This window comes from Bradyrhizobium sp. USDA 372, from assembly GCF_053629095.1.
In genome coordinates this window covers 3,129,109-3,150,219 of the sequence record NZ_JBRJHR010000001.1, presented here as the reverse complement: position 1 = coordinate 3,150,219, position 21,111 = coordinate 3,129,109, and the positions used below count along the sequence as shown (strand labels likewise).

The window sequence follows — 21,111 nt, the reverse complement described above, 5'->3', positions numbered from 1 at the left end:
CTTCGCTTTGCCCACCCTACGACATCTCGCTAAACCGCCGCGCACACGAACGCGTTGCCCTTGCGCCGGATCTTCCCCACCGACGGCGAGGGAAAATGCGCCGTGCAGCACAGCGTGTCGGTGTCGCAATAGCGCTCCAGGAAGCTGCGGCGCGTTTTCGCGGCTGCGGCCGGATCGACGTCGAACTTGATCGACAGCTCCGGATAGAGCGTCTGCAGCGGCGAGTGCATGAGGTCGCCGGAGAACACGGCATCGTCCTTGCCGCGGCCCATCGTGATGGCGATATGGCCGGGCGTGTGGCCGGGTGTCGGCAGGATGCGGACGTGGTCGCCGATCTCGTGGTCGTTGCCGACGAGCTCGTGCCTGTTAGCCTCGACCACCGGCAACACGCTGTCAGCGAAAGGCGGGATCTCCGTCTTCGCATTCTGCTCGGACCAGTGATCGAATTCCTGCCTGGCGAAGATGTAACGCGCCTTGGGGAAGGTCGGCACCCAGCGGCCGTTCTGAAGCCGCGTGTTCCAGCCGACGTGGTCGACATGCAGATGTGTGCACATCACGAAGTCGATGTCGTCGACCCCGAACCCGGCGGCGCCGAGGCCGCGCAGATAGGTGTCGTCGGTCTTCATGTTCCACTTCGGACGCGGCCGCGGCTTGTCGTTGCCGATGCAGCTGTCGACCAGGATGATGTGGTGCGGCGTCTTCACCACGTAGGACTGGAAGCACAGCAGCAGCACGTCCTGCTCGTCCAGCGCCTTCGCCTCACGCATCCAGGCCCGGTTCTCGGCCAGCACGTCCGCCGTCAGTCCCGGCAGCATTTCCAGCGCCGGGACGAACGAGGTCTCCTGCTCGATGACGCGATGGATGGTGAGATCGCCGACCGAGAATTTGAGGCTCATGAGAACTCCCGAAATTTTATGCGGGCGGCGGCACCGAGATTTTCACCGAGGGCCGCTCCAGCATCTTCTGGTGGAAGGCGTCGAGCTTCGGATAGGCCTTGCGCCAGCCGCAATCGGCGAAGCGGAAGTCGGCATAGCCGAGCACGCAAACGAGGCCGATCTGCGAGATGTCGAACGGGCCGTTCAGCACGTCAGGCATGTTCTCGAAGCGCGCCATGCCGGTCCAGGCCCTGTTCCAGTGATCGTCCGACCAGGCCTGCCATTGCAGGCCCTGCGGCCGCACCATCTTCTCGTAGCGGCACAGCAGCATGGAATCGAGCATGCCATTGATCAGCGAGTGATTGGTCTTGGCTTTCCAGCGCCGCGGGCCGTAATCCGGGATCAGGCTGCCGCCGGCCATCTCGTTGAGATATTCGACGATGACGTAGGAATCCAGGATCACGTCGCCGTCGTTGGTGATCAGCACCGGCAGCTTCTTCAGCGGCGTGATCTTCGAATAGTCCTCGTTGGCCGTGCCCGGCGCGACGCTCGCGGGCACGAGCTCGATCTTGTCGATCAGCCCGAGCTCGATCGCAGCGATGCGCACCTTGCGGGCAAAGGGCGAGGCGGGGGAGAAGGTGAGCTTCATGGGAATGTCCTGCGCGGTGACCGGCAATTGGTTTTCGTCATTGCGAGGAGCCCGCGACAAATTGCAAAGCAATTTTGCGCTGGCGACGAAGCAATCCAGAGTGTCGCCGCGGTGGGATTCTGGATTGCTTCGCTTCGCTCGCAATGACGGGGAGAGAGCGGAGGCCTTACGCCGCGATGATCTCCTGGCGCTGCTCGCCGAGACCTTCGATGCCGAGCGTCACGACGTCGCCGACATTGAGGAAGGTCGGCGGCTTCATGCCGAGGCCGACGCCGGGAGGGGTGCCGGTGGTGATGACGTCGCCGGGCAGGAGCGTCATGAACTGCGAGACATAGGAGATGCACTTGGCCATCGAGAAGATCATGGTCTTGGTCGAGCCGGTCTGGCGGCGCTGGCCGTTGACGTCGAGCCACATCGACAGGTTCTGCACGTCCTTGATCTCGTCCTTGGTCGCGAGCCACGGCCCGAGCGGGCCGAACGTGTCGTGCGACTTGCCCTTGGTCCACTGGCCCAGGCGCTCGATCTGGAAGGCGCGCTCGGAGACGTCGTTGCAGACGCAATAGCCGGCGACGTGGTTCAGCGCGTCGGCTTCCGAGACGTATTTGGCGCGGGTGCCGATGATGGCGGCGATCTCGACCTCCCAGTCGAGCTTGGTCGAGCCGCGCGGCTTCTCGACCGGATCGTTCGGGCCCGACAGCGAGGTGTTGGCCTTCATGAAGATGATCGGCTCGCTCGGGATCTCCGCGCCGGTCTCCTTGGCATGATCGGAATAGTTGAGGCCGATCGCGATGAATTTCGAGATGCCGGTGACGGGCGCGCCGAACCGCGGCTTGCCGGAGACGGCGGGCAGCGAGGCGGGATCGAGCGCCGCCAGCTTCTTCAAAGATTCCGGCGAATAGGCCTCACCCGTGAGGTCCTTCACATGCGCCGACAGGTCGCGCAACTGGCCGGATCTGTCGATCAGGCCGGGCTTTTCCGCCCCCTTCTCGCCATAACGAACAAGCTTCATTCTCGTTTCTCCCTGGAGATTGGACCGATCGGTTGAATAGCTTCTTGGAACAGGGCGGCAGGAAATTCAACCGCTCAAAAGCGGCGCATTGCAGCCCCCCGATTCCGGCGCTCGTAGGGTGGGCAAAGGCGCAAGGCGCCGTGCCCACCATCTCTTCCAGTTAGCCCGGACCGGTGGGCACACTTCGCTTTGCCCACCCTACGAAGCCTATGATTGCAGCGCCACAAACCTGAACGCGTCCCCATCCCGCTTGATATGCCCGGCCGAATAGTGCCCGCCGATCACCAGCGTCGGCGTGTCGGCGAAGCGCGAGAACACCGCGCGCCGGCTTGCCGCCGATTGCGCGGGGTTGGTATCCACCGTCGAGCACCACTCCAGATGCGCCATCTGGCACGGATGATGGGCGACGTCGCCGGTCAGCAGCGCCTGCTCGCCGTCGGATTCGATCAGGACGCTCATATGCCCCGGGCTGTGACCGGGGGTCGGAATCAGCTTGATCTCCTCGCAGAGCCGGTGGTCGCTCGGGACCAGCTCGGCCTGGCCGGCATCGACCACCGGCTTCACGGAATCGTTGAACACCGCGACCTTGTCCGGCTCGGCCGTGTATTCACGCCAATGCTCATATTCGGTCTTGCCGAAGACATAGCGCGCCTTCGGGAAGGTCGGCACCCATCGGCCATCGACCAGTCGTGTATTCCAGCCGACATGGTCGACGTGAAGATGCGTGCACAGCACGGTGTCGATGCTGTCGGGCGGAAAGCCGGCCGCAATCATCGTCTCCAGGAACGGCGAGCTGCGGTTGTTCCAGGTGGGCACGCTGCGGCCCTGCTTGTCGTTGCCGAGGCCGGTATCGACCACGATGCGGCGCGAGGGTGTCTCCACCACGAGCGAATGGATCGACATCTTCAGTCGGCCTTCTTCGGTGGCGAAATGCGGGATCAGCCAGGGCAGCCTCTGGATCTCGTCATGGGTGGCTGCCGGCAGGATGAAGCGGGTCGAGCCGACCGTCTCCATTTCGACGAATTTGGTGATCCTGACCTTGCCGACCTTCCACTGCATCCGGCGCCTCCCCGTATTCTTGCTCTTGCGCTGGAACATGCACATTTTCTGCCATCGAGCGCAATGGATCATCTGACGCGGTGCGGCGTTATCGCCGGAACCCGAGACAGACGCCGAAGGGGAAGCCATGCCAGAGCTTGCGATTTCCGCGGAGAAGGCCGCCTTCATCATCGAGAAGGCGCGCGAATTCGACGTCAAGGAGGGGGCATCTGATCCCGACTCCGGCTCGAACGCGGCCGATGACGATATGATGGACGTCCTCGACGACGACGGCTCCGACCCTGTCGTCCAGGAGCTCGGAAGCTTCATGATCGCCTTGAACGAGGACGAGCAACTCGATCTCGTCGCGCTGACCTGGCTCGGCCGCGGCGACGGCTCGATCGATGAATGGGACGATCTGCGCGCCCGCGCGGTGGAGGCGCGGCGTGAGTATGGCAGCCCGCGCCGCGAAACCGTGCACTATCTGCTCGGCGAGCCGATGCTGGGCGACCTGCTTGCGAACGGCCTCGACGAATTCGGCGTCGATTGGACCGATGAGCGCACCACTGCCGATTCCTCCGCTCCGAGCCAGCAGGATGAGGACGAGCCGACCAAGCAGCGGTGATGATCTTACCTCGCCCCGCTTGCGGGGAGAGGTCGGCGCGAAGCGCCGGGTGAGGGGGGACTCTCCGCGAGTCCGACTGTCACCGTGTTTGCGGAGAGAGCCCCTCACCCCAACCCTCTCAGCGCGAGCGAAGCTCGTCGCGGCCCCGTAAGAATGGGGCGAGGGAGTACACCTGCGATGATGCGTTACAGCGTCCCCGGGAAAGCACCACCATCCAGCAGAATGTTCTGTCCGGTGATGAAGCCGGCCTTGGCACCGCACAGGAAGGCGCAGGCATAGCCGAACTCGTCGGGCTGGCCGAAGCGGCCGGCGGGGTTGAGCTTGGCGCGCTCCGCCAGGATCTGCTCAGGGCTGACGCCGCGCTTGTCGGCCTCGGCCTTCGCGGTGCCGGTGAGGCGATCGGTCTCGAACGGGCCCGGCAACAAGCCATTGATGGTGACGTTGTTGATGACAGTCTTGCGCGACAGGCCGGCGATGAAGCCGGTGAGGCCGGCGCGCGCGCCGTTGGAGAGGCCTAGGATGTCGATCGGTGCCTTCACCGCAGCCGAGGTGATGTTGACGATGCGGCCGAACTTGCGCGCCATCATGCCGTCCACGGTCGCCTTGATCAGCTCGATCGGGGTCAGCATGTTGGCGTCGATCGCCTTGATCCAGTCGTCGCGGGTCCAGTTGCGGAAATCGCCGGGCGGCGGGCCGCCGGCATTGTTGATCAGGATGTCGGGCTCGGGGCAGGCCTTCAGCACCGCCTCGCGGCCCGCCGGCGTCGTGATGTCGCCGACGATCTCGGTGACCGTCACGTCGGGGTAGGCCTTGCGGATCTCATCGGCCGTCTTCTTCAGCGCGTCAGTGCCGCGCGCGGTCAGCGTGACGTGAACGCCGGCCTCCGCCAGCGAGATGGCGCAGGCGCGGCCGAGGCCCTTGCTGGATGCGCAGACGATGGCGCGGCGACCTTTGATCCCAAGATCCACTGTTTCACTCCCGTAACTATCAGGCAGGTTTTGGACGGGCCGCACTCTAGCCAAGTGCGACGCCGCTGATAAGGGAGGGGCTCGCACCAAAATGCATGGCGCGCGATCGGGTGATGCAAAAGCGCGGGCATGGTCCGGACTAAATCCGCCGCTCCTGCTTGAGGCGATCGATTGCGGCGGCGGCTTCTGGCGGCAGCGACTTGAAGCCCATCTGGCCCACGGTCGAGAACAGCGGCCGCAGATGCGAGCCGGCGAGGAAGGGCGGCTGGCGGTTCGTCGGCACGATCTGGTCGAACACCAGCACCAAGGTGGTGGCGACGAGGCCGACCCTGGCGGCGCCGAGCGCGGCGCCGCCGAGCCGGTCGCCGATGCCGGCCTCGCCGATCGTGTCGTTCAGCGCAATGCGGCCGATCTGGCCGAACAGCATGCCGACGACCACGAAGATGGCGAAGAACCAGATCCAGTTTTGCAGCAGCGGCGAGTTCGGATTGCCGGCGATCTGCGGTGCGATCAGCGGCATCAGCGCCACCGCGATCGGCGCGGCGAGCAGATAGGCGAGGATGGTCATGGCGCTGCGCAGCAGCCCGGTCCGAAAGCCAAGCCGACCGCGACGGCGAGCGCGGCGTAGACGGCGAAATCGAAACTGTTCATGCGCGAAAGCCCTGCCTCGACGGAACGAATGAACGCCGAGCCGATCATTCCGGTTTCAGATCGCTAAAATCGTCTGTATTGGTGGCTCCAAAGCCCAAGGGAACCGCGCAAGGAACGCGTCATGTCAGACCTATTCGACGTCAGTAAAGAAACCATCCTCGTCACGGGTGCGAGCCAGGGGCTGGGCCGGCAATTTGCCCGGGTGCTGGCGGCGCATGGTGCGGCCGTCGCGCTGGCCGCACGGCAGACCGACAAATTGAAGAGCCTGGAAGAGGAAATTCGCGGCAAGGGCGGCCGCGCTGCGGCGGTCGCGCTCGACGTCACCGACACCGCCTCGATCGCCAAGGCGGTCGATGCCGCCGAAGCCGCGCTCGGCCCCGTCACCGTGCTGATCAACAATGCCGGCATCGCCATCGAGAAGCTCGCGACCGAGCAGACCGAGGCGGACTGGGACGCGGTGATCGGCGCCAATCTCAAGGGCGCCTATTTCCTCGCGACCGAAGTGGCGCGCCGCATGATCGCGCGCAAGCAGCCGGGCAACATCGTCAACATCGCTTCCGTGCTCGGCACCGGCGTCTTGAAGGCGCTCTCGCCTTACGCGATCTCCAAGGCCGGCATCATCCAGGCGACGAGAGCGATGGCGCTGGAGCTCGCGGGCCAGAACATCCGCATCAACGCGCTCGCGCCCGGCTACATCGACACCGAGATGAACCACGCCTTCTGGTCGACGCCATCAGGCGAGCGCCTCGCCAAACGCATCCCGCAACGCCGCGTCGGCGCCGAATCCGATCTCGACGGCGCGATTCTGCTTTTGGCGTCGAATGCGTCGCGCTACATGACGGGGAGCGTGGTGACGGTGGACGGCGGGTTCTTGTTGAGTTGAACGTGTATTCGCCGCCCTATCCACATCGTCATTGCGAGCGCAGCGAAGCAATCCAGAGTCTTTCCGCGGAGGGATTCTGGATTGCTTCGCTGCGCTCGCAATGACGGGAGGCGATGCTACCGCATCTCCCCCCGGATCATATCCGCCGCCTTCTCCCCGATCATGATGGTCGGCGCATTGGTGTTACCGCCGATCAGCGTCGGCATGATCGAGGCGTCGACCACGCGCAATCCTCCGACGCCATGGACCTTCAATGCCGGATCGACCACGGCCTTCGCGTCCGTGCCCATCTTGCAGGTGCCGACGGGGTGATAGACGGTGTCGACCCGCGCGCGCAGAATGGCGCGGATGTCGTCGTCCGTTCTCACGTCGGACGTGAACATGTCCTTCTTCTGTAGCGCTCGCAGCGCAGGCGTCTCCATCAGACGCCGCGTCGTCTTGAAGCCGGCGACCATCGCCTCGACATCCTCTTCCTCGCCGAGGAAATTCGGATCGATCATCGGTGCTGCCAGGGGATCGGCGCTTTTCAGCCAGATGCTGCCGCGGCTCTTCGGTCTGAGCAGGCAGACATGGCATGAGAAGCCGGCCTCCTTGTGCTTCTTGCGGCCGTGGTCGTCGAGCATCGCGATGACGAAGTGGAGCTGGATGTCCGGGACGTCGAGATCAGGCCGGGTCTTCAGGAAGCCGCCGCATTCGGCGAAATTGGTCGTCATCACGCCGCGCCGCTCGCGGCGATAGCGTTGGATGCCGCGCAGCAGGGAGGGTAGCCGACTGATCGAGGCGTGAACGAAGTGCGGATAATCGGAGGCGTAGACGAACACGAAGTCCGGATGGTCCTGCAGATTGCGCCCGACGCCCGGCAGGTGATGCACGACGCCGATGCCGTGCGCGGCAAGCGCATCGCCGTCGCCTATTCCCGACAGCATCAACAGCTGCGGCGACTGGAAGGCACCGGCGGCGAGGATCACCTCGCGGCGGGCGCGCAGCTGCTTCTTTTGTCTGCCCTGCACATATTCGATGCCGACCGCGCGCCCGCCTTCGAACAGGATCTTCGTTGCCTGCGCTCCGGTCTCGACCCGCAGATTCGGCCGCTTGTCGATGTGGGGAGCCAGATAAGCGCGCGCCGCGCTCCAGCGCTCGCCGTGGCGCTGGGTCACCTGGTAGCTGCCGAGCCCTTCATGGTCCTCTTCATTGAAGTCCTCGCGGATGCGGAACTGCGCCTCGCGCGCGGCCTGATGGAAGACGTCATGGATCGGGTTGTCCGAGCGCAGCCTGTTGACGTGCAGCGGGCCACCCTTGCCGTGATATTCGCCGTCGAAATCGGCGTTGTTCTCCGACCGCTTGAAATAGGGCAGCACGTCCGCATACGACCAGCCGGCATTGCCGAGCGCGGCCCAATGGTCGTAATCCCATTTGTGGCCGCGGATGTAGACCATGGCGTTGATGGCCGAGGATCCGCCGAGGCCCTTGCCGCGCGGTTGATAGCCGATGCGGCCGTTCAAGCCCTTCTGCGGCACGGTATCGAAGGCCCAGTTGGCCGCGGCATAGGGCAAAGCGAGCCCGAATGGCGTGGTGATCCGCCAAGTGTCGTTGCGTCCGCCCGCATCGAGCAGCGCGACGGATGTCGGCGCATCCTCCGACAGCCGACCTGCGACGGTGCAGCCGCCCGAGCCCGCGCCCACGACGACGAAATCGAATGTGTCGGTCAATTGTTGTTTCCCCCGTTTACCGTCATGCCGGAGCGCGCGAAGCGCGAACCCGGAATGACCCCCGGCGTTTCAGCCTTAATCTTGTTGCCGCAAGCTGGTCCTTTGTGGAACTTCTGGCAAGAGCGCGCGGAACGGCGCGGAAATTCGCTCATCCCCCTGTCACAAAGTCGAAAAAAACGTTCCCGCAGCCCTTTCCAAAGGCAGCCCGCCTTGATACATACCCCCCGCACCCGACGGGCATTGCCCGGGGGTCGCCTTCCAAGGAAGCCTTTGGGACGGAAGCGGCAAGCCAGCGCGACCAGCGCCGGCCTCAACCGACCGTCCCCAGGATTTAACCGAAGGCGCGCAAAGGTTTAACGCGGGGTGGAGCAGCCCGGTAGCTCGTCAGGCTCATAACCTGAAGGTCATAGGTTCAAATCCTATCCCCGCAACCAAATTCGGATTGACCGGATCCGAGACGACAACGGCCCGCTTGATGCGGGCCGTTTTTGTTGGGCGATGGGATCGCCGCGCTATCTCGCCGCGGTCTGCCAGGCGAGTAGCCGCTGCTCGACCAGTGACATCGCAATCGACGTCAAATATCCGGTCGCGCCGAGCAGGATGACGCCGGCGAAGAGGTCGGCGGATCGGAACGCGCGTGCCGAGAGCAGGACCCAGTGACCGAGGCCATCGAGGCCGGCCAGGATCTCGCAGACGACCGAGAGGATCAGCGCGACCGTCAGGCTGAGCCGCATGCCCGCGAGAATATCCGGCAATGCCGAGGGTAGGGCGATCTTGACGATGATTGCGGTGCGCGACATCTGCAGCGAGCGGGCGACCTCATAGAGCCGCGGCTCGACCGCGGCAAAGCCGTGAATGGTTGCGAGCATGATCGGCCAGATCGCGCCGAACGCGATCACGAACAGCGCCATGCCTTGCGTCAGCCCGAGCATCGCGATCGCCACCGGGATGATCGCCGAGACCGGCAGCGGCCGCAGGAATTCCAGCGACGGCGCGACATAGGCCCGCATCATCTTGGACGAACCGATCAGCGCGCCGAGCGCAATGCCCGCGATCGAGGCGGCGAACCAGCCATAGGCCATGTGCTCCAGCGTGCCGATCAGCTTGCCCGCGAGATCACCGCTCGAAAAGCCGCGCACCAAAGCGGCCCAGGCCCGGTCCGGACCGGGCAGGAACACCGGCGAGACCAGCTTCAGATTGGCGATGAGCTGCCACGCCGCGATGAAGCCGGCTGCGACGAGGACGCTGGCGACACGCCAGAGGATCGCTGCGCGGTTCATGGATTGTCTCCGGCAAGCGCGGCGCGGCCGAACAGGCGGCGCTGCGCCGTGATCAACAGGATGTTCAGCGCGTAGCCGATCACGCCGATCCAAACGAGATAGGCGAGCATCAGGTCGGCGCGCAGTGCCTGCTGCGCCAGCATGATGCCGGCACCGAGGCCAATCGGATTGATGGCGATCTCGACGGTGACGGCGACGATCAGGGCGATGCCGGCCGACAGGCGGAAGGCGACGAAGATTCGCGGCAGTGCGGCCGGGATCACGATCTTCGCGATCCGTTGCGGCGCGCTCAGCCGCAAGGCCCGCGACACTTCCATCAATCGCGGCTCGATGCTGCGCACCGCGCTGCGGGTCAGGATCAGCATCGGCCAGACGCAGGCGAACGCCACGATCACGATCTCCATGCGGTAGCCGAAGCCGAGCGCGATCAACGCAATCGGCAGCAGCGCGATCGAGGGAATCGGGCGGATCGCCTCGACCGTCACCTCCATCAGCCGGTCGAGGGGACGCGAAATGCCGAAGGCGATGCCGAGCGCAAGCCCGATGGCGCTGCCGATCGCAAGGCCTGCAAAGGCGGCGAACAACGTGTCGCGGGTCGCGATCGGAATCGAGAGATCGGCAAGCGCATTGGCCAGCGCCGCGAGGATTGCGCTCGGCGGTGCGAGGCTGTCGCTTTGCAGATGGGCGAGGCGCGCCCACAGCTCGAACGCCAGCATCAGCGCCAGCGGCAGCAACAAAGGCTTCGTGCGGTCGAGGCTCAATGTTCGGTCGCCTTGATGAAGTCGAACAATTGCCGGCGCAGCCGCAGGAATTCCGGATGCTCGCGGGTGGCGAGCTGGTCGCGCGGACGCGGCAGGTCGACGTCGAGCTCGATGCCGATCCGGCCGGGATGCGGCAACAGGCCGATGACGCGGTCGCCGAGATAGATGGCTTCGTCGAGATCGTGGGTCACGAAGATCACGGTGGTCTGGCTCGCCTGCGTCAGCGACAGCACCTCGTCCTGCAAGCCCTGCCGCGTCATCGCATCCAGCGCGCCGAACGGCTCGTCCATCAAAAGCGTGGTCGGCTCCTGCGCAAGGCAGCGCGCGATCTGCAGGCGCTGCTGCATGCCGCCGGACATTTCCGTCGGATATTTGTCGGCATGGCCGGGCAAGCCGACCTTGCGCAGCAGCGCCTCGATGCGCGCGCCGCGTTCGCGCGCCGGAACACGCGAGGCTTCGAGCGCCAGCGAGATGTTTCCGGAAGCGGTCCGCCACGGCAACAGCGCCTTGCCGTAATCCTGGAACACGATCGCGACCTCGCGCCGCGGCGCGGTGATCTCTTCGCCGTCGAACGTCACCGCGCCGCTCGTCGGGCGATAGAGGCCTGCGGCGAGCCGCAGCGCCGTGGTCTTGCCGCAACCGGAGGCGCCGACGATGCAGAGGAATTCGCCCGGCCGCACCTGAAGATCGAGATTCTCGATGATGGTCTTGCCGCCGAGCCGCAGCGTCGCGGCATTGAACGCGATCAGCGCTTTTTGCCGCCGCGCGGCGCGCGCCTCAATGAGCTTGGCAACGACGCTCATGATTGCTCCCCGCTTTCAGGCGGATAGACGAACTTGATGGTCGAGTGCAGATGCGCCGCCAGCATCTTCTGCGCGGCGGCCACGTCGCGGGCGAGCACATGGTCGGCGAGCATCTGGTGACTGCGGATGAAGCCCTCGCCGCTATCGATGGCGCTCATCATCACGCGGCGGTAGCGGTAGGCCTGGTCGTAGAGGTCGGAATGGGCGGCCAGCATGCGCCGCGAGCCGCAGGCGGCGAGCAGCGCGGTGTGAAAGCCCTTGTGCAGCCGGTCGAAATCGGCCGCGCCCTCGCGGAATTCGTTGCCGGTGCGCTCGATGTGCCGGCGCATCTGATGCAGCGCGCTGACGATGCCGGCCTCCCAGGCGACATCACCGTGGAGGATGGCGAGCCTGACCGCCTCGATCTCGATCGCCGTTCGCATGCAGGTGATGTCGGCGAGATCCTCGCGGCTGACCTCGGCGACGCGAAAGCCGCGCTGGCCGATGCCGACGATCAGGCCGCGCGACATCAGCCGCGACAGGCCTTCGCGCAAGGGGGTGGCGCCGATCTCGTAGCGCTGCACGAGGTCGATGATGCCGAGCCGCGATCCCGGCGCGAGATCTCCGGCCAGGATGTCCTGTTCGATCAGGCTTGCGGCGCGCTCGCTCAGGGTTCCGGTCTCAGCCGGCGGGCGTTCGAGAGTGCGCTCGGGAGCAGGCATCGTCGATATCCCTAGTTCAGCACCAGTTTCGCGGTGTCGAGCTTTGATTGCAGCATCTTCTGCGACGACATCACCTCGATCCACCAGCTGAGGTTTTGCGGCTTGAGGTTCGGCTCGGACTGGTTCGGCGGCGTCGCCTTGACGAGATCGAGCGGCTGCTTGGTGAATTTGGCGATCGAGGCCGAGGCCTTCTCGGGGTCGCTGTTGACGATGACGGCGGCCTCGGCGATGGATTCGCGGAATTTCTTCACATTCGCCGCATTCTTCTCCGCCCAGTCGCGCGATGCGGCATAGAAGATGATCGGATCGGTACGGCCGAGCTCGGCGCCGTAGCGCGCGCCGACCGAGCCGAGCCCCGCATTGCTCATGCGCGTGACGAACGGCTCGGCCGTGAGCACGGCATCGACGCCGCCTGATTTGATGATGTCGGCCATGGTCGGGAAGGTGACCTCGACGAAATTGACGCTTCGGGGATCGACGCCTTTCTCGACCAGCCATTTCACGAACAGCACGTGCAGGAAGGCGTTCAGGCCGGGCGCGCCGACCTTTTTGCCGGTGAAGTCCTTGGGATCCTTGATCGTGATGCCGTTGCGGACGAACGCCGCGATCGCGGTGTTCGAGGTCGGGTTCATGACCGAGGCGCCGGCGATCGCGACCAGGTCGAGGCCGCCGTCGACGGCCTGCAGGAAGACGGTGGAGGTGGGGCCGCCGACCTGAATCGAGTTCGACAGGATCGCCGCCGGGATGTTGGAGTTGATCGCGATCGCCGTCATCTCGACGTCCAGCCCGTGCTTTCTAAAAATGCCTTCGTCGACCGCGACCATGGCCGAGGCGCAGTCGGAGGTCGCGGTGCAGCCGATCTGGATCTTGGCCTGCGCCAGCGCTGTCGGCGTCAAGGCAACCGACACCCCGACGCCGAGCGTGAGACCTGCCAGCATGCTGCTTATCTGCGTTCGCCTCACCGCGCTCTCCCCAGTTTGTATTTTTCAGGCTTGTTTATCGATATTTTATCTGATCATATATTATGAACGATAGCAAGGGGTGCCCAAGGTGAAGCTCGCAACGTTCAGATCGGCCGGTCAGGAGAAGATCGGCGCCGTCCACGCCAATGACAGCCAGGTGTTCGACCTCGCCGCCGCGGCCGCACGGGACGGCGGGGCCGATCCGGCCTTCGCCTCGATGCTGGCGCTGATCGACGCCGGGCCCCGTGCGCTCGATTCTGCCCGGGCCCTGCTGGACAAGCACGGCCAGGACGCGACGCTGTCGGTTGCGGTCAGCGCCGTCGACATCCTCGCGCCGGTGCCGGAGCCTAGGCAAATGCGCGACGGCATGTCGTTTGCCCTGCACATCCTGCAAGCGCCGCGCGGGCAGCGGAAGCTCGCCGCACGCGCCAGGGGCGACATGGCGGAATTGGCGCGCATCGACGCCGAGCCGCTCGGCGAGCTGCCCGAGGTCTATCGCAAGCAGCCGATCTACTACATCACCAACCGCTTCAGCGTCCGCGGCACCAACACCACGGTGAAATGGCCGCGCTACAGCAAGGTGATGGACTACGAGCTCGAGTTCGGGATCATCACCAGGAACAAGGGCGCGAACATCACGCCTGCGAAGGCTGGGGATCACATCTTCGGCTACACCATCTTCAACGATTTCTCCGCGCGCGACGCCCAGCGCATCGAGATGGAGGGGCGGCTCGGCCCGGCCAAGGGCAAGAGTTTTGACGGCGGCAACGTGATGGGTCCCTGGATCGTGACGCCGGACGAGATCGGCGATCCCTATCGTTTGAAGATGGAAGCGCGCGTCAACGGCGAGACCCGCTCCAAAGGCGTCTCCGAGGGCATGCTGTTTTCCTTCGAGGAGATCATTGCCCACGTCACCCAGGACGAGACGCTGATGCCCGGTGAATTCATCGGCTCCGGCACGGTCGGCAATGGCTGCGGCCTCGAGCTCGGCTGGTTTCTCGAGCATGGCGATACGATCGAGCTCGAGGTCGAGAAGATCGGCATTTTGAAGAACCGCGTCGAGCGGCAAGAAACCTGAAGAAGACGTCTGAAGGCGCGTCTGAAGCGACCGCCTGACGGCCGCCAACGAGAACAATCAACGAGGAAGCGCCATGACGAGCAAGCTGATCGACATCTCCGTCCCCCTCCAGAACGACGTGCCGGCCGATCCGCCCGGCAATCATCCGACGATCCAGTATATCAATCACCAGCAGGGCCTGCCGCGCATGCTGCAGTTCTTCGACGGACTGAAGGCCGAGGATCTGCCTGATGGCCAGGGCTGGGCGGTGGAGCAGGTCAGCCTCTCCACCCACAACGGCACGCATCTCGATGCGCCCTGGCATTTTCACCCGACCATGAATCGCGGCGAGCGGTCCTGGACCATCGATGAGGTGCCGCTGGAATGGTGCTTCCAGCCCGGCGTGAAGCTCGACTTCCGGCACTTGCCGGACGGCTACGTCGCAACGGCGAAAGACGTCGAGGCCGAGCTGAAGCGCATCGGCCATGAGCTGAAGCCGCTCGAGATCGTCGTGGTCAACACCAGCGCCGGCGTCAAATATGGCCGGCAGGACTACGTCACCTCGGGCTGCGGCATGGGCTATGAAGCCACCATGTACCTGCTCGAGCGCGGTGTGCGCCTGACCGGCACCGACGGCTGGAGCTGGGACGCGCCGTTCGTTCACACCGCGAAGAAATACGCCGAGACGAAAGACGCCAGCCTGATCTGGGAAGGGCACAAGGCCGGCCGTCATATCGGCTATTGCCATCTCGAGAAGCTGCACAATCTCGAATTGCTGCCGCCAACCGGCTTCAAGGTGTCATGCTTCCCCGTGAAGATCGAACGAGCCTCGGCAGGATGGACAAGAGCGGTCGCGATTTTGGAGGGGTAGTTTCTTGAGGCACGAGTTGGGGAATTGCGGTGACAGTCGAGCGTTGTCACCGTGATTTCTGTCACCGTAATTTCGGGCTTGACTGGCAATGCCCCCCGGGGGCGCCTTCCAAGGAAACCTTTAGAATGGAAGCAAAGCCAGCGCGACCCGCACCGCTCTCAAACCTACCGTCCCCCCGGATTCAAGCGAAGGCGCGCAAAGGTTTAACGCGGGGGGGGGGGCGGTCCGGCAGCTCGCCAGGCATCGCCGACGTCCACCGAGGGGTCACTGCAGGTCACGAAGCGGCCCCTTAGTCCGCCGGAGGCTGCTGACCGTGTTCATCATTTGCAGGTGCCGCCGGCCGTAAATGCGGCTCCGGATACGGAGAAGCCGTTGGCTCACGCGGCAGCAAGGAGCGAAAAAGAAGTGTTGATAGAAGGGACCTTTGCTAATAACCTTTGATTGTATTGCAGTCCATTTTGAAGGTGCCGCCATGGCTGAAAAGCGTGACTTTCAGATTTCGCGTCCCCAACTCAAAGACCTCGTCCAACGCGCCGGCAAAGGGGCTGTCGAGGCAGCGCTGATCCAGAATGGTAGCGCCCCCGACGAAAAAGCCGCCTTCACGCTTTCGCCCGCCCAGCTCAAAAAGCTCATTGAGCACGCTGGACCTGAAGTCGTTGAAAGAGCTTTGATTCAAAACGGCAGTGCGCCAACCGATTAACGGGCGAGTGTTTATGCATCTGCGCATAAATCCTCTTCTCTTAATCTATCCCTCGACGATTAATGGGAACCGCAGTTTTGTCATCCAGACGAGTGCGTCCCGATCGCCACTCATTCAAAAAAGCGCCGACGTTGCTTGGGCGCTCGCTGCGTTGCCGGAGCGGTTCACAGTTGAGGATGCTACTCAATGCTGGTCGGAGGTTATCAGCATCGACGCCGCCACAAATTTGTTAGACACGCTAATTGCCGAGCGGGTGATCGTCGCCGAGGACGAGGGGGACGCCTCTATAGAACGAAGCGATTGCTGGATAAGCTACGGCTGGAACGAGGCGGCGAGCTTCCAAGAAGCGACCCGTGATTACCCCTTTGTGAAGATGAACGATCCGGGCGCTTTCGACGTCGATCGCCGTAGAATGCAATCTTACGTTGAAATTTCTCCGCCTCCGTCGATCTATCAGACCTTTGATGCTGCATTTTCAATCGAGTTTCCACCGCGTCTCGAAGGCAGCGAGTCTGCTAATGCAGCGCTGCGCAAGATGTCGCCGAGCGATAAGCGAGGCGTTCCCGGTCTGGGCCTCTTTTTTGATGTTTGCTTCGGCAAGCGTTCAGTCGAACCTTTCGACATTCAGGGAGAGTTTCTGAGAAAATCAATACCTTCAGGCGGCGCGCGACACCCGACCGAGATTTTTTTTGCCGCTTTCGATAATTCGCCGCTTGCAGCGGGTTCTTATCACTACAACGTCGAGCACCATCGGCTCGATTGCATTCGGCCAGGTAATCACGCGGTCGCTATGCGAAAAGCGACTTTCGACTTATTTCAGAAATTCGATCGTCATCCGATGGGGTTGATCACGTTCACATCTCTTGTAGAACGCGCTATGTGGCGCTACCGCGATCCTAGATCGCCGCGGGCCATTCTCATCGACGTCGGGCATGCTTTGATGATTTATCGCACGGTTGCGAATGCTCTCGGTTTCGACACTTATACGTATCAGAAGATCCGCGACTCGGAGCTTTGCGACGCAATCGGCATTGACAGGATCCGGCAGCCTCCGCTTTTTGTGGGAACGCTCGTATGAAGGGCTCACTACTTACGACCTCTCCCTTCTTCTTTGTTGCGCCAGCGGAGCGGAGGTGGAAGGCTATTGAGCTGTCATGCAATGACCGGTTCAAGAGCGTTGCTCGCGAGGTCTTTGAAGCCGCTGCTTATTTCTTGAATCCAAAGACCCGACAAGAGGCCGAAGAAAGCGGTATCTTGTCGGAAGCCATCGATGCGGGTCTGGAGAGCAAGATCCTGGTGTCTGCCGACGACCCTACATTGCAGAACATGCGTCTGTGGGAAGATTCACATTGGTCGAGGATAGCCTATGTCCTCTTCTCGCAGCAAAATCTGCGGTATCTTGAACCAACGGAAAACGATCCACCGCTAACGGACCTGGTTAACTTCCGTCGGAGTTCGATCAGGAACTATTTGGACGCGTCTGCTTATCCACCCCGTCATCTGGTGGAAGTCCCCCTAGCTATCGTCGACTTACCGCCGCAGCCCACCCGCCCTGCCGCGGATCTGGACGCTCTATTGCGGCGCCGTAGCATTCGTAACTTTTCTTCGGAACAGGTTGATCTCGAAACGTTTACGAAGACTCTTTCGGACGCCACTCACTTCGTGCGTGTTGCCGACCAATCGAAGCGCGGCGGTGATCCCTTTTTCTTACTAAATTCATTCTATACTTGGCTCGAACTCTATGTGGTCGTGCAAGGGGTCGAGGGTTTACGCTGCGGCGCTTATCAGTACGACATGAATGGCAATCGTTTGTTGGCCATCGACTGGGACGTGACGGACGAAAACATTTTGCCCTGTATCCAGCACCAGGATTGGATTGGAGGAGCTGGGTTCTGCGTATTTATCTGCGTGGATTGGCTACGATACCTCTGGGTTTATAGGCACGGCCGGGCATACGTGAATCTGGTCATACAGTTAGGAGAAATTGGGCAAGAAATTCTTCAATCAGCTTATCGGTACGGTCTTGTAGGATGGCCGACGCCGGCAGTTCATGAGAGCAACTGTGCTAAACTCTTGCAACTGGACAATCGCCGCCGCGACGCCATGTACTTTATAAAACTCGGCTTGCCGAGAGGAGGGGCTGCGGAACGTGATTGAGGTGTTGCGCAAAGACGGTTGGCTGCGCCTTTCCCGGAGTGATGATTTCGCGGAGATTTCCCTTCTGATCGCGGAGATTGAAGAGGACACGCCGCTGATGCGAGATATTGAGATCGCCTCATCCGGAAGCAGAGCACAGCTTCAGGCTAGCAGAGAGCAATTTGATTTCCATACCGATGGTGTCTTTTGGCAGGTGCCGCCGCGCTGGATGTGTATCGAAGTACTTAGGGCTGATTTTGGAGGAGCCTTGCACGTGGTCGACCTTAGACCTTTGAGTGAGGTACTTGATGCTTTCGGTCCGGTTTTTTTTGGTAATGGAAATGGCGGGCTTGTCGCGCGAGCGGTTGAAAATCATGACGGAAGTCAAGTTTTGCGTTATCGACAGGACTACATGCATTCCGTTAACGATGCAGAAGGGGTCAACTGGGGCGGCTTACACCTTACTGCTGCGCACCACATGCATCGACGTGCGCATCGCGTTGGTGAGCTCCGGGCAAACGAATGTCTTTTTCTTGATAACTGGCACTTTGCTCATTTTAGGGCGGCATTCTCAGGCGAACGTGTTATCCGTCGACTGTGGTTTGGTGGGGTATCGCATAGATGAAACCCTTCAACGTCCATACGGAAGCATTGCTTAGAGCCGCCCTGCCAAGCCCATCTTTGATTCTCGATGTCGGCTGCGGTCATGGAGAAATTGCGTTCTGGCTCGCAGAAAATGGCGGTCATACGGTCTACGGTATCGATCCTAGGCTTCCGTTGCCGCAAGGTTGCTGGCATTCGGTGACTGACTTATCAGGCGGCGAAGTGAATTTGTTAAACGGTACGATCCGAAGCTTAAAGCCTGCCCACGGATTTGACTGCGTTCTTGGACTTGGCTTGCTACACTCGCTCGGTAGCCGCGATGACGTCGACTTCGTGCTTAGGTATATGTGCGCTTGCGGTAGGCCAGGTGCACGGCTGGCCCTTTCATGGCTTGTGGCCACACGCTCTTTACAGAGCCGCCATTCCGAGGCCTACCATCCTCCTACCGAAGAAGTGTTCTCCAGCATGAACGAATTTGGCGGGACTTTGCAGTACAAACTGGAGGCCGAACTAGTGCACTACGATGGCGGCCTTCATAGCCACCAAGCGACCTATGCGCTGTGGCAGATGTAAGAATCAAGATGACGGCGACTTATGATGACTTCGCCCACGTTTATGACCGGTTGATGGGCGATACATCTGTTCGCCGATACGGTTCCTTTGTAAGCGAGACGCTGGAGGGGCTGGATGGGCGGCGCTTAAAAATCCTAGACCTTGCCTGTGGCTCGGGGCGCTTCGCGTCCTATCTGCTTCAGCGGGGACACGAAGTCACAGGTGTCGACCTTTCGCCAAAAATGCTTACATGCGCGCGGTTTAACGCTCCCGGCGCGCGCTTTGAACATTTCGATATGAATGCGCCGGTGCAACTTGGGCGACGTTTTGACGCCATCATATGCCTGTTCGATAGTGTTAATCATCTTTTGTCGATCTCTGCCGTGACGCGGCTATTTACCTATGCGCGCGAAGCCATCGCTTCGGGCGGAGTGTTTATCTTCGACGTCAACACTGCGGATGGCTTTGCAGCGCGTTGGAAGGGCGGTCTTTCTTATATCCAAAGCGACCTAGTCGTTGCAGGTACCCCTAGCTGGAACAGTCAATCCCTTCGCGGTATTTTCGCGCTAGCGTGGTTCGAAAGATCAGACGAACTGACCGGCGGCTGGACTAGACATGATACGAGGATTGAGGAGGCGGCGTATTCTGACGCCGATCTCTCGGCCGCTCTTAAAGCGGCCGGATTTGCCCGCTTCCAAAATGCCGAAATGATGGGCGAAGCGGGACGAACATTTTGGATTGCACGCGTTTGATCGCAGAGCCGCGGACACGTCTAGGAGCATCGGTCACTACTCATGAGCGGCACCTCGATAAGAGGGTGGGCACCTCGCATTTTGGCAGGTCAGACCTCTGCCGGGTCTAAGTCTTTGCAATTGCTAGAAATCTCTCGGCGGAAGTCCGTGGAGGTCACTGTTGCGGGTCCCCCGCATCCAAATTCGGATTGACCGGATCCGAGACGAAACGGCCCGCGCGACGCGGCCGTTTTCGTTTTTGAGGGCGCTGAAACCTGGACTTCGTCGGCTTTGCGAGGCCTTTGTCGCTGTCGCGATCTCTCTTCGCAGTCTCACCCAATGCTCCTGCCACACCCGGTTCGGTGCTTACGGTCGCGCATCACCCGGAGCTGCAATCAGCCGTTTCTCGCCAGGAAAACCGCGGAAGGCTCCACCTCCACGACGAACTCATCTCTGGCAAGGCTTGGCACGCCAATCCAGGTCGTACACGGCGGATGATCGCCAAACGCTGCCTTGAGGGCGGAGCTGATGGCTTTGCCTTCGTGGAGGTGACTCTGCTTGATGTAGAGCCGCAACGCACCCACCTGATCACGTTTCGCACCAATCGAGGCCCGCGCGACGCGGGCCGTATTTGTTTTGGGCCTTACGAGCTTGCATGCCCCGTGAAGCCGCGGCACGCATGACCAATGACAGGAGAAGCCCTCAGTACGCGAGCTTTGGATACCAGTCGGTGCCGCGCCCCTCTGGCGTGGTGTCGAGGATGGTCCAGAGCGGATCGATGTCGGGCGCGCCGCGTGGGTCCTGTTGTGGGTCGGCCATCGTGGCCCCCATCTCGCCGGACCAGAAATGCCGGATTGTGCCGTCGCGCTGCGTGAACACGCTGTAACCGGGCACGTCAGCGTCTTCGGCGCTGACGTAATCGCGGGTGTAATCGCCGGAGATGTCGGAGAAGATCTTGTGTCGTGACCAGCCACGCGCCTTCTTTGCCTCGATCAAACGCGCGATCGGCGACCGCGCGATGAAGACGAAGGCAATACGCTGCTCGACGTCGGGCAATTTGTGCTCCCACGTGCTCATGAATGAGGTGCACATCGGGCATGGCGTCTGCCGCTGCGGCCCGAACATGTAGCTGTAGATCGCGAGCGTCTGCTTGCCGTCGAACAAGTCGGAGAAATTCGCTTTGCCGTTCTCGCCCTCGAACACGTAGTTTTTCGTCACCTCGCCGCCGGGCGGCAGCGCCCGGCGCAGTTTAGCCACACGCTCGATTTGGCGACGCAGCTCGATCTCCTCGGCCAGCAGGCTTTGCCGGGCGCGGCGGTAGTCGGCGCTTTCGTTGGGAAAATGGGCCTTGTTCGTGCGAGCGAGTTCGGAAGCAGGCCTCAGGATGGAACTATCCATGGCTTAACCTCTGGTTAGGGCCGATATCTCTGAAGACGTTCGGCGACGCCTCGTTCCGACACCTCCACTCACCTATTCGGAATGTTTTCGCGATCGCAACATCGTTCGAACGACACGATATCGCGGCGGAACCCAACCTGCATCCGCGG

Annotated in this window: 22 protein-coding genes, 1 tRNA gene and 1 pseudogene; 11 read left to right on the top strand and 13 right to left on the bottom strand. The window is 62.1% G+C overall.

Annotation, left to right across the window (positions count from 1 at the left end):
• Nucleotides 1–29 precede the first annotated feature (29 nt).
• The 4 genes from AB7M16_RS15000 to AB7M16_RS14985 form a co-directional block, all read right to left on the bottom strand.
• Nucleotides 30–896, bottom strand: a complete 867-nt coding sequence (locus AB7M16_RS15000) for an MBL fold metallo-hydrolase (RefSeq protein WP_453944339.1) — start codon at nucleotides 894–896, stop codon at nucleotides 30–32.
• A gap of 16 nt (nucleotides 897–912) precedes the next feature.
• Complete coding sequence (locus AB7M16_RS14995; protein ID WP_212260054.1) at nucleotides 913–1,524, bottom strand: glutathione S-transferase family protein; 612 nt, start codon at nucleotides 1,522–1,524, stop codon at nucleotides 913–915.
• 166 nt (nucleotides 1,525–1,690) lie between these two features.
• Complete coding sequence (locus tag AB7M16_RS14990) at nucleotides 1,691–2,533, bottom strand: fumarylacetoacetate hydrolase family protein (protein WP_453944338.1); 843 nt, start codon at nucleotides 2,531–2,533, stop codon at nucleotides 1,691–1,693.
• A gap of 207 nt (nucleotides 2,534–2,740) precedes the next feature.
• Nucleotides 2,741–3,592, bottom strand: a complete 852-nt coding sequence (locus AB7M16_RS14985; protein WP_453944337.1) for an MBL fold metallo-hydrolase — start codon at nucleotides 3,590–3,592, stop codon at nucleotides 2,741–2,743.
• Between the two features lie 127 nt (nucleotides 3,593–3,719).
• Here AB7M16_RS14985 and AB7M16_RS14980 point away from each other — a divergent pair, with 127 nt between their 5' ends.
• Nucleotides 3,720–4,196, top strand: a complete 477-nt coding sequence (locus AB7M16_RS14980) for a DUF3775 domain-containing protein (RefSeq protein ID WP_453944336.1) — start codon at nucleotides 3,720–3,722, stop codon at nucleotides 4,194–4,196.
• Nucleotides 4,197–4,381: 185 nt separating this feature from the next.
• Here AB7M16_RS14980 and AB7M16_RS14975 read toward each other — a convergent pair whose 3' ends face one another.
• Together AB7M16_RS14975 and AB7M16_RS14970 are read right to left on the bottom strand one after the other, a co-directional pair.
• On the bottom strand, nucleotides 4,382–5,164 hold the full coding sequence (locus AB7M16_RS14975) for an SDR family oxidoreductase (RefSeq protein WP_212260058.1): 783 nt from the start codon (nucleotides 5,162–5,164) through the stop codon (nucleotides 4,382–4,384).
• A 139-nt stretch (nucleotides 5,165–5,303) separates the two neighbouring features.
• A pseudogene (locus AB7M16_RS14970) lies at nucleotides 5,304–5,815 on the bottom strand (CvpA family protein).
• A 121-nt stretch (nucleotides 5,816–5,936) separates the two neighbouring features.
• On the opposite strand from AB7M16_RS14970, the gene AB7M16_RS14965 reads away from it, so the two are divergent.
• Nucleotides 5,937–6,698, top strand: coding sequence for an SDR family oxidoreductase (locus tag AB7M16_RS14965; protein ID WP_172787048.1), 762 nt, complete (start codon nucleotides 5,937–5,939; stop codon nucleotides 6,696–6,698).
• A gap of 116 nt (nucleotides 6,699–6,814) precedes the next feature.
• Here AB7M16_RS14965 and AB7M16_RS14960 read toward each other — a convergent pair whose 3' ends face one another.
• Complete coding sequence (locus tag AB7M16_RS14960) at nucleotides 6,815–8,407, bottom strand: GMC family oxidoreductase (protein ID WP_453944335.1); 1,593 nt, start codon at nucleotides 8,405–8,407, stop codon at nucleotides 6,815–6,817.
• 357 nt (nucleotides 8,408–8,764) lie between these two features.
• Here AB7M16_RS14960 and AB7M16_RS14955 point away from each other — a divergent pair.
• Nucleotides 8,765–8,841, top strand: a tRNA-Met gene (locus AB7M16_RS14955).
• Between the two features lie 78 nt (nucleotides 8,842–8,919).
• Here AB7M16_RS14955 and AB7M16_RS14950 read toward each other — a convergent pair.
• From AB7M16_RS14950 to AB7M16_RS14930, 5 genes are read right to left on the bottom strand one after another with little or no spacing between them, the layout of a single operon-like run.
• Nucleotides 8,920–9,687, bottom strand: coding sequence for an ABC transporter permease (locus AB7M16_RS14950; RefSeq protein ID WP_453944334.1), 768 nt, complete (start codon nucleotides 9,685–9,687; stop codon nucleotides 8,920–8,922).
• The gene (locus tag AB7M16_RS14945; RefSeq protein WP_212260065.1) at nucleotides 9,684–10,448 is read right to left on the bottom strand and encodes an ABC transporter permease; all 765 of its coding nucleotides are present in this window, start codon (nucleotides 10,446–10,448) and stop codon (nucleotides 9,684–9,686) included. Before AB7M16_RS14945 ends, AB7M16_RS14950 begins: the two co-directional genes overlap by 4 nt.
• Nucleotides 10,445–11,251, bottom strand: coding sequence for an ABC transporter ATP-binding protein (locus AB7M16_RS14940; protein ID WP_453944333.1), 807 nt, complete (start codon nucleotides 11,249–11,251; stop codon nucleotides 10,445–10,447). The genes AB7M16_RS14945 and AB7M16_RS14940 overlap by 4 nt, the downstream gene beginning before the upstream one ends.
• Nucleotides 11,248–11,952 (bottom strand): GntR family transcriptional regulator, encoded by a 705-nt coding sequence (locus tag AB7M16_RS14935; protein ID WP_453944332.1) that lies wholly within the window; start codon nucleotides 11,950–11,952, stop codon nucleotides 11,248–11,250. The genes AB7M16_RS14940 and AB7M16_RS14935 overlap by 4 nt, the downstream gene beginning before the upstream one ends.
• Nucleotides 11,953–11,963: 11 nt before the next feature.
• Complete coding sequence (locus AB7M16_RS14930; protein WP_453944331.1) at nucleotides 11,964–12,890, bottom strand: ABC transporter substrate-binding protein; 927 nt, start codon at nucleotides 12,888–12,890, stop codon at nucleotides 11,964–11,966.
• 112 nt (nucleotides 12,891–13,002) lie between these two features.
• Between AB7M16_RS14930 and AB7M16_RS14925 the strand changes: the two genes are divergently transcribed.
• The 8 genes from AB7M16_RS14925 to AB7M16_RS14890 all read left to right on the top strand — a co-directional run bounded on the left by AB7M16_RS14925 (nucleotide 13,003) and on the right by AB7M16_RS14890 (nucleotide 19,585).
• A complete protein-coding gene (locus AB7M16_RS14925) occupies nucleotides 13,003–13,992 on the top strand; it encodes a fumarylacetoacetate hydrolase family protein (RefSeq protein ID WP_453947184.1) in 990 nt (329 codons plus the stop codon).
• 73 nt (nucleotides 13,993–14,065) lie between these two features.
• Nucleotides 14,066–14,842, top strand: a complete 777-nt coding sequence (locus tag AB7M16_RS14920; protein ID WP_453944330.1) for a cyclase family protein — start codon at nucleotides 14,066–14,068, stop codon at nucleotides 14,840–14,842.
• A 472-nt stretch (nucleotides 14,843–15,314) separates the two neighbouring features.
• Nucleotides 15,315–15,542: a hypothetical protein gene (locus AB7M16_RS14915; protein WP_453944329.1), complete on the top strand. Its 228-nt coding sequence runs from the start codon at nucleotides 15,315–15,317 to the stop codon at nucleotides 15,540–15,542.
• 13 nt (nucleotides 15,543–15,555) lie between these two features.
• Nucleotides 15,556–16,620, top strand: coding sequence for a SagB/ThcOx family dehydrogenase (locus AB7M16_RS14910; RefSeq protein WP_453944328.1), 1,065 nt, complete (start codon nucleotides 15,556–15,558; stop codon nucleotides 16,618–16,620).
• The gene (locus AB7M16_RS14905; protein ID WP_453944327.1) at nucleotides 16,617–17,699 is read left to right on the top strand and encodes a SagB/ThcOx family dehydrogenase; all 1,083 of its coding nucleotides are present in this window, start codon (nucleotides 16,617–16,619) and stop codon (nucleotides 17,697–17,699) included. The genes AB7M16_RS14910 and AB7M16_RS14905 overlap by 4 nt, the downstream gene beginning before the upstream one ends.
• On the top strand, nucleotides 17,692–18,303 hold the full coding sequence (locus AB7M16_RS14900; protein WP_453944326.1) for a hypothetical protein: 612 nt from the start codon (nucleotides 17,692–17,694) through the stop codon (nucleotides 18,301–18,303). Before AB7M16_RS14905 ends, AB7M16_RS14900 begins: the two co-directional genes overlap by 8 nt.
• Complete coding sequence (locus AB7M16_RS14895) at nucleotides 18,300–18,854, top strand: class I SAM-dependent methyltransferase (protein ID WP_453944325.1); 555 nt, start codon at nucleotides 18,300–18,302, stop codon at nucleotides 18,852–18,854. The genes AB7M16_RS14900 and AB7M16_RS14895 overlap by 4 nt, the downstream gene beginning before the upstream one ends.
• Nucleotides 18,855–18,862: 8 nt before the next feature.
• Nucleotides 18,863–19,585, top strand: coding sequence for a class I SAM-dependent DNA methyltransferase (locus AB7M16_RS14890; RefSeq protein WP_453944324.1), 723 nt, complete (start codon nucleotides 18,863–18,865; stop codon nucleotides 19,583–19,585).
• A 681-nt stretch (nucleotides 19,586–20,266) separates the two neighbouring features.
• On the opposite strand, the gene AB7M16_RS14885 is transcribed toward AB7M16_RS14890, so the two are convergent.
• The gene (locus AB7M16_RS14885) at nucleotides 20,267–20,962 is read right to left on the bottom strand and encodes a DUF899 family protein (RefSeq protein ID WP_212260072.1); all 696 of its coding nucleotides are present in this window, start codon (nucleotides 20,960–20,962) and stop codon (nucleotides 20,267–20,269) included.
• Nucleotides 20,963–21,111 lie beyond the last annotated feature (149 nt).

Coding starts and splice junctions, on each gene's coding strand:
- AB7M16_RS15000 (WP_453944339.1), bottom strand. CDS start 896: ATGAGCCTCAAATTCTCGGTCGGCGATCTCACCATCCATCGCGTCATC.
- AB7M16_RS14995 (WP_212260054.1), bottom strand. CDS start 1,524: ATGAAGCTCACCTTCTCCCCCGCCTCGCCCTTTGCCCGCAAGGTGCGC.
- AB7M16_RS14990 (WP_453944338.1), bottom strand. CDS start 2,533: ATGAAGCTTGTTCGTTATGGCGAGAAGGGGGCGGAAAAGCCCGGCCTG.
- AB7M16_RS14985 (WP_453944337.1), bottom strand. CDS start 3,592: ATGCAGTGGAAGGTCGGCAAGGTCAGGATCACCAAATTCGTCGAAATG.
- AB7M16_RS14980 (WP_453944336.1), top strand. CDS start 3,720: ATGCCAGAGCTTGCGATTTCCGCGGAGAAGGCCGCCTTCATCATCGAG.
- AB7M16_RS14965 (WP_172787048.1), top strand. CDS start 5,937: ATGTCAGACCTATTCGACGTCAGTAAAGAAACCATCCTCGTCACGGGT.
- AB7M16_RS14950 (WP_453944334.1), bottom strand. CDS start 9,687: ATGAACCGCGCAGCGATCCTCTGGCGTGTCGCCAGCGTCCTCGTCGCA.
- AB7M16_RS14940 (WP_453944333.1), bottom strand. CDS start 11,251: ATGAGCGTCGTTGCCAAGCTCATTGAGGCGCGCGCCGCGCGGCGGCAA.
- AB7M16_RS14935 (WP_453944332.1), bottom strand. CDS start 11,952: ATGCCTGCTCCCGAGCGCACTCTCGAACGCCCGCCGGCTGAGACCGGA.
- AB7M16_RS14930 (WP_453944331.1), bottom strand. CDS start 12,890: ATGCTGGCAGGTCTCACGCTCGGCGTCGGGGTGTCGGTTGCCTTGACG.
- AB7M16_RS14920 (WP_453944330.1), top strand. CDS start 14,066: ATGACGAGCAAGCTGATCGACATCTCCGTCCCCCTCCAGAACGACGTG.
- AB7M16_RS14915 (WP_453944329.1), top strand. CDS start 15,315: ATGGCTGAAAAGCGTGACTTTCAGATTTCGCGTCCCCAACTCAAAGAC.
- AB7M16_RS14910 (WP_453944328.1), top strand. CDS start 15,556: ATGCATCTGCGCATAAATCCTCTTCTCTTAATCTATCCCTCGACGATT.
- AB7M16_RS14905 (WP_453944327.1), top strand. CDS start 16,617: ATGAAGGGCTCACTACTTACGACCTCTCCCTTCTTCTTTGTTGCGCCA.
- AB7M16_RS14895 (WP_453944325.1), top strand. CDS start 18,300: ATGAAACCCTTCAACGTCCATACGGAAGCATTGCTTAGAGCCGCCCTG.
- AB7M16_RS14890 (WP_453944324.1), top strand. CDS start 18,863: ATGACGGCGACTTATGATGACTTCGCCCACGTTTATGACCGGTTGATG.
- AB7M16_RS14885 (WP_212260072.1), bottom strand. CDS start 20,962: ATGGATAGTTCCATCCTGAGGCCTGCTTCCGAACTCGCTCGCACGAAC.